The sequence below is a fragment of the Methylobacterium sp. WL116 genome, from assembly GCF_008039455.1.
Lineage (GTDB): Bacteria > Pseudomonadota > Alphaproteobacteria > Rhizobiales > Beijerinckiaceae > Methylobacterium.
The window spans coordinates 1-4,209 of record NZ_VRUV01000403.1 but is presented as its reverse complement, the minus strand read 5'-3'; the positions used below and the strand labels follow the sequence as shown (position 1 = coordinate 4,209).

Below are 4,209 nucleotides of genomic sequence, written 5' to 3'. Positions count from 1 at the left end.
GGAAGCCCGTCCGCGGCCGGCCCCGCGATGCCTCCCGCCCACCGTCTGAAAGGTCTGGTCCCGACCGGCTTCGCCGTCGTGCTCGCCCTGCTGTTCGCGGGCGACGCGTCGGCGCAGAACGCCAAGGCCGAGGCGCCGATCCCCGCCGCCACCCTCGCGCTGATGGCGGCCAAGGGTACGAGCCCGCAGGCGCCGGTGCTGTTCCGGGCCTACAAGAAGGATTCCGAGATCGAGGTGTGGAAGAAGGCCGCCGGCGGCCGCTTCGTCTACCTCAAGACCTTCCCGATCTGCCGGTGGTCCGGCCAGCTCGGTCCCAAGCGCAAGAACGGCGACCGGCAGACGCCGGAGGGCTTCTACATGGTGCCGCAGCGCCAGATGAACCCGAACTCGCACTACTACCTGTCCTTCGACGTCGGCTACCCGAACGCCTACGACCGGGCGCATGGCGGCACCGGCTCGGCGGTGATGGTGCACGGCGTGTGCTCGTCGATGGGCTGCTTCGCGATGATGGACCACACCGTCGGCGAGATCTACGCGATCGCCCGCGACGCGCTGAAGGGCGGGCAGGCGGCGTTCCAGTTCCAGGCCTATCCGTTCCGGATGACCGCGGAGAACATGGCGCGCTATCGCACCGATCCGAACATCGGGTTCTGGCGCGAGCTCAAGGCGGGCGCGGACCGGTTCGAGGCGACCGGCGACGAGCTGCAGGTCGGCGTCGAGGGCGGCCGCTACGTCTTCGCGCCGTCGAAGGACCCGGCCAAGGAAGCCGCCGTCGTCACCCGCCGGGCGGCGGAGGAGGCCCGCATCGCCGCCTTCGTCGACGATGGGGCGGCCGCGATCCGCACCAGCTATTCCGACGGCGGCCAACACGCTTTCTGGGCGGCGCTCGCCGCCAAGGGCACGTCGCTCGGCGAGGTCAGCCGCCCCGAGGCGCTGGCCTATGCCGGGTTGGAGACGATCGTCATCCCCGCCCGTCGGCGCGCGCCACCGGTGCCCGAGGTGACCTGGGCCGCCTGGGCGGCGCCGGGCTCGCCCCTGTCCCCGACCCATATGGCCGGCTTCGTGCCGTCCTACGAGCGCGAGGCCGATCGCTTCGACGGCCTCGATTCCCGCTACCGGGACCGGCTTCCGCGGCTCGTCCGGGCGGCCGGCGCCAGCGATCCGACGGTGCCCGTTCGGGCTCCGACCGGTCCGCTCGCCCTCGCCGAACGCCCGTGATCTCCGAAACGCGAGGCGTGGATGGGACTTATCCCATGTGCGGGCTCGCACATCGCAGCGTGCGGCGGCCACCCATCTCAACCCCTGTCAGAGAGCGGCGATGAGAAAACCACCGTCCGCCCACCGCCTCGGTCGCATTGACGGCGAAGCGGAGAACGGTTCCAGATCGAAGGCGATCGGACCATCCGAACGAAAACGACCCGTGATGACGATGTCGAGAAGTCCAGTATCGGACGGCGGTCTCACGCTGCGCTTCTGGGGCGTGCGTGGTTCGACGCCGGTGAGCGGCCCGGAATACGCCGAGTTCGGCGGCAACACCCCGTGCATGGAGGTGCGCTGCGGCGAGCGCCTGTTCGTCGTCGATGCCGGCTCCGGCCTCTACGCGTGCGGCCAGCACAACCGGCAGGACCTGCCGAGGGACGTCGATCTTCTCTTCAGCCATCTCCATCTCGACCACACCGGCGGACTGCCGTTCTTCAAACCGGCGGTGTTCGATCCCGAGCGGACCGTCCACACCTGGTGCGGGAACCTCGACGGGCAGTCGGCCGAGGACACGCTCGGTCGGTTATACGCGCCGCCGCTCTTCCCGGTTACACTCGACGTCCTGCCCTGCACGCTCAAGCATCACGGCTTCCGCGCCGGCGAGACCCTGACCTTCTCCGACGGCGCGACCGTCGACACGATCCTGCTCAACCATCCCCAGGGCTCTGTCGGCTATCGGTTCGAGCATGACGGGAAACGGCTCTGCATCATCAGCGACATTGAGCACACCGATCCCTGGCCGGACGCCGCCCTGATGCGCTTCGTCGAGGATGCCGACCTGATCGTCTACGACGGCATGTTCACCGACTGCGAATACCCGACCTGCCGCGGCTGGGGCCACTCGACCTGGCAGAAGGGCGTCGAGCTGGCGCAGGCCGCCGGCGTGAAGGCGCTGGCGATCATCCACCTGCATCCATGCCACTCCGACGCGACCCTGCGCGCGGTCGAGGCGGACATGCAGGCGATCATGCCGACGGCCTACATTGCCCGCGAGCGCCAGCGCGTCGAGGTCGGCGCGACGCCGGCGCTGCGTCGCGAGCCGCTGATCCGCATCGCCTGACACCGTCACGGCTCACGCCACCGGGCGTCGGCGCCCGCGCATCAGGTAGGCGAAGAAGCCGAACAGCGCGACGCCGATGATCACGCCGCTCCAGCCGAAATTGGTGAGCACCTGCCCGTCGATCGGATGGCCGATCCGGCCGAGCGCCACGAGCAGGCCGAGCGCCGCGATGACGGCCGAGACGAGCATTCCGAGGATCATGGCAGGTCCGGCGTAGTGGTCCAGGATGGCGGCCGTCGCCTCGCGACGGCTTCACTTGCCAGAATGCTTACCCGTGGTTGCCGTTCCGGCGCGCCCGTTCACGGAGGCGTGCGCTGCGGTACGGTTCACCGGTCGCGGCTCGCAGCCAGTGCGCCCGCGACGAGCGGCGCCAGGATCGCGTCCGCCGCGCGGGTGATCGCGGGGCCGGCCGCGGACGGGCTTCCGGCATCGAAGGGCGGGCGCGGCGCGTATTCCGCCACGAGCTGGCTGGTGCGGGCATAGGCCTCGCCGCGGAGCTTGGCCGCGAGCGCCAGGGCGAAATCGAGCCCGGCCGAGATGCCGGCCGCGGTGGCGCGGTCGCGATCGAACACCACGCGTTCGTCGACCGGCACCGCGCCGAGCAGCGGCAGCACGGCGTCGCGCACGCACCAGTGCGAGGTCGCGCGGTACCCCGAGAGCAATCCCGCTGCTCCGAGGATCAGCGACCCGGTGCAGACGCTGGCGACCCAGGCGGCCCGGTCGGCGCGATCGCGCAGGAAGGCGAGGGTCGCAGCGTCGCGCATCTGGTCGGGCGTGCCGTCCCCGCCGGGAACGAACAGCACGTCGAGGTCGCGCGGGCAGGTCTCGAAGTCGGCGGTGGCGAGGAGGGCGAGCCCGGTGTCGCTCGCCACGGGACCTGCCGCCCGTGCGACGAGATGCAGGTTTCCCGGTGCGAGGCCCGCGAGGATCTCCTGCGGCCCGACGACGTCGAGCGCCGTCATGCCCGGAAACAGCAGCATGGCGATCCGCACCGGGCGACCGTCCGGGATCACCGCGGGTTCGGGCGCGGTGCTTGCCGCCGATCCTCCGACGAGGCCAGTGCAGGCCAGGGCTGCGGCGACGAAGGCGCGGCGATCCACGAAACGGCTCCGGTGTCGGCGACGCCTGCGGCGCATCGCGACCATATGGGGTTTTCGGCTAGGAAGGCGCGGTCGGGCTCGCCGATATGGGCTCGCGAGCGTCTTCGGCCCCGGTCGGGGTGTTCGCAGCGCCGACGGCCGCCTATGACGAGAGCACCCATCCCGGCCGTTCGCAGCCGGATCGTCACCGCGGGGCCTTCGCATCGTGAACGTCTATTCCAGCCTCGAACGCCGCTTCGCCCGCCTCGACGCGATCGGCGCCGCCGCCGGCATCCTCGGCTGGGACTCGCAGACCCTGATGCCGGACGGTGCCGCCGACGGCCGCGCCGACCAGCTCGCGGTCCTGCGCGGCATCGCCCACGAGATCCTGACGGCGCCCGAAACCGCCGACGCGCTGTCGGCTGCCGACGAGACCGCCCTCGACCCGTGGCGGGCTGCGAACCTCGCCGAGATGCGCCGCCTCCACGCCCATGCCGCGGCGGTGCCGGGCGACCTCGTCGAGGCGAGCTCGCGGGCGATCTCGAAGGCGGAGATGGTCTGGCGCGAGGCCCGCGCGCAGTCGGATTTCAGGATGCTGCTGCCGCACTTGGCCGAGGTGCTGCGACTCCAGCGCGAGATCGGGGCGATCAAGGGGGCGGCCCTCGGGCTCGGCACCTACGACGCGCTGCTCGACGAGTACGATCCGGGCATGCGGCGCGCGACTATCGATCCGCTCTTCGCCGACCTGCGCACCCGGCTTCCCGGGCTGGTGGCCGAGGCACGCGAGCGGCAGGCGCGCGAGCCCGCGCC

The 4,209-nt window shown here is 71.3% G+C and carries 4 protein-coding genes and 1 pseudogene; 3 read left to right on the top strand and 2 right to left on the bottom strand.

The annotated features are described in order from the left end of the window. The first annotated feature begins 27 nt into the window (after positions 1-27). Both FV223_RS21430 and FV223_RS21425 read left to right on the top strand, forming a co-directional pair. Positions 28-1,218 (top strand): murein L,D-transpeptidase family protein, encoded by a 1,191-nt coding sequence (locus FV223_RS21430; RefSeq protein WP_246689752.1) that lies wholly within the window; start codon positions 28-30, stop codon positions 1,216-1,218. Between the two features lie 205 nt (positions 1,219-1,423). Then, positions 1,424-2,320, top strand: coding sequence for an MBL fold metallo-hydrolase (locus tag FV223_RS21425; protein WP_147728894.1), 897 nt, complete (start codon positions 1,424-1,426; stop codon positions 2,318-2,320). A 12-nt stretch (positions 2,321-2,332) separates the two neighbouring features. Here FV223_RS21425 and FV223_RS21420 read toward each other — a convergent pair whose 3' ends face one another. Next, on the bottom strand, positions 2,333-2,521 hold the full coding sequence (locus FV223_RS21420) for a hypothetical protein (RefSeq protein WP_147728892.1): 189 nt from the start codon (positions 2,519-2,521) through the stop codon (positions 2,333-2,335). A 125-nt stretch (positions 2,522-2,646) separates the two neighbouring features. Next, complete coding sequence (locus tag FV223_RS21415; RefSeq protein WP_147728893.1) at positions 2,647-3,300, bottom strand: DJ-1/PfpI family protein; 654 nt, start codon at positions 3,298-3,300, stop codon at positions 2,647-2,649. 325 nt (positions 3,301-3,625) lie between these two features. Here FV223_RS21415 and FV223_RS21410 point away from each other — a divergent pair. After that, positions 3,626-4,209, top strand: a pseudogene (locus tag FV223_RS21410) (carboxypeptidase M32); the annotation flags it as partial.